General features: G+C 70.6%; 2 protein-coding genes and 1 pseudogene. All 3 read right to left on the reverse strand.

Annotated elements, in window-relative coordinates; all coding sequences use genetic code 11:
• Window positions 1-131 precede the first annotated feature (131 nt).
• Window positions 132-377, reverse strand: a complete 246-nt coding sequence (locus AC5RUJ_RS16345) for a PspC domain-containing protein (RefSeq protein ID WP_494000514.1) — start codon at window positions 375-377, stop codon at window positions 132-134.
• Window positions 378-499: 122 nt separating this feature from the next.
• Complete coding sequence (locus tag AC5RUJ_RS16350; RefSeq protein WP_493980168.1) at window positions 500-718, reverse strand: hypothetical protein; 219 nt, start codon at window positions 716-718, stop codon at window positions 500-502.
• Window positions 715-1,399: pseudogene (locus AC5RUJ_RS16355) on the reverse strand (hypothetical protein); the annotation flags it as partial. The pseudogene AC5RUJ_RS16355 and the gene AC5RUJ_RS16350, both read right to left, overlap by 4 nt.

Consider the following 1,399-nt stretch of genomic DNA (forward strand, 5'->3'; position numbering starts at 1 on the left):
GCGCGCCCGTGGCGTCCAACGCGGCGCGGCTGGTGGCGGGGGTTCTCATGCTTCCAGCATGCTCCGCCCGGGGTCGCGGCCGGCACGTCCGTCCTGCCGACTCCCTTGTCCTCCGGCCGGTGGACAGCGGATCAGGATTTGCCGGCGAGCAGCTTCTCCAGCGCGATGCTGCCGTCGTACTTCGGCAGCAGCAGCCACAACACCAGGTAGGTGCCGATGCCGACGCCGGGGAACAGGAAGACCAGCAAGGTGGCGATCCGCACCCACATCACGTCCCAGCCGAACTTGGCTGCAATGCCGCCGCAAATGCCGGCGACCCAGCGGTCGGGGCCGCGGCGGACGGGGCTGGAGCGGAGCACGCGGTAAAAGGTATCCATGGCACCATGCTTTCGTGTTCGGGAGCTGTTGTCACTGCCGGTTCGTCGAAGGCGGCCCGCGCGGGTGGCGCGGGCCGCCTTGGTTGTCGGTCTCGGTGGGGTACGGTCCTGTCGGTCCCGGGCTAGCGGTCGCGGTTGCGGGTGGCGCTCAGGACGCCGGCGACCACCAGGGCGATGCCGGAGCCGATCAGCAGGGCGATCATCACGTAGGCCCAGTTGAAGCTGATGTCCCACCAGGTCCCGGCGAGCACCAGCAGGCCGACGGCCACGGCGATCAAGCCCCAGATGATGGTGCCGACGCGGGGACGGCGGTCCTGGTCGCGGTTCAGTTGGCTGCTCATCGGATTTCCTCCAGTTCGCTGACGGTCACGATGTCGACGTTGCTGGCCACGCCCCGGACGGCCAGGACGATTTCCGGCGCCCCGCCGTCGTCGTTGATGGTGTAGCTTCCCGGCTGCCAGAACCCGGACTGCCGTCCGCTGTCCGCGCCGGTGACGTATTCGACGTTGCCCAGCGCCATCTGCGTTTCCACCTTCACCGGGACGTCGTCGGGGATGATGACGGTGATGGAGGAGGCCACGGCGTTGACCGGGACGAGGGCCGGGCCGCCGAAACGGGAACCGGAGACGGCGCGCAGGTCCACGGTGCCGTCGCCGGCCACGACGCTGTAGCCGTCACCCTGGGCCGGGGTCGCGGCCGAGGTCCAGGTCCGGCTCGAGGCGATGGCGTAGTTGGAGGCCGTCCACTGCGTTCCCGCGGAGAAGGCCAGCGCCAGGACCAGTCCCACAGCGGCCAGGAAACCGAGGACGCCGGAGGTGCGGCCGACGGCGCCCAGCACCACGACGCCGATGCCGATCACGACCAGCGCCGCGGCGATGGCGACGGGCACGACATTCCGGCCCAGCTCAACGAATTCCAGCGCGTTGAGCCCCAGGACCACGCCGGCGGCCAGCATGGCGGCGCCCAGGGTCAGGGCGATGGCCGCACCCGAGGGGCCGCGGGGGGCGGGCTTGTAGGGCCGC

The sequence above is a fragment of the Arthrobacter sp. Y3223164 genome, from assembly GCF_059091005.1.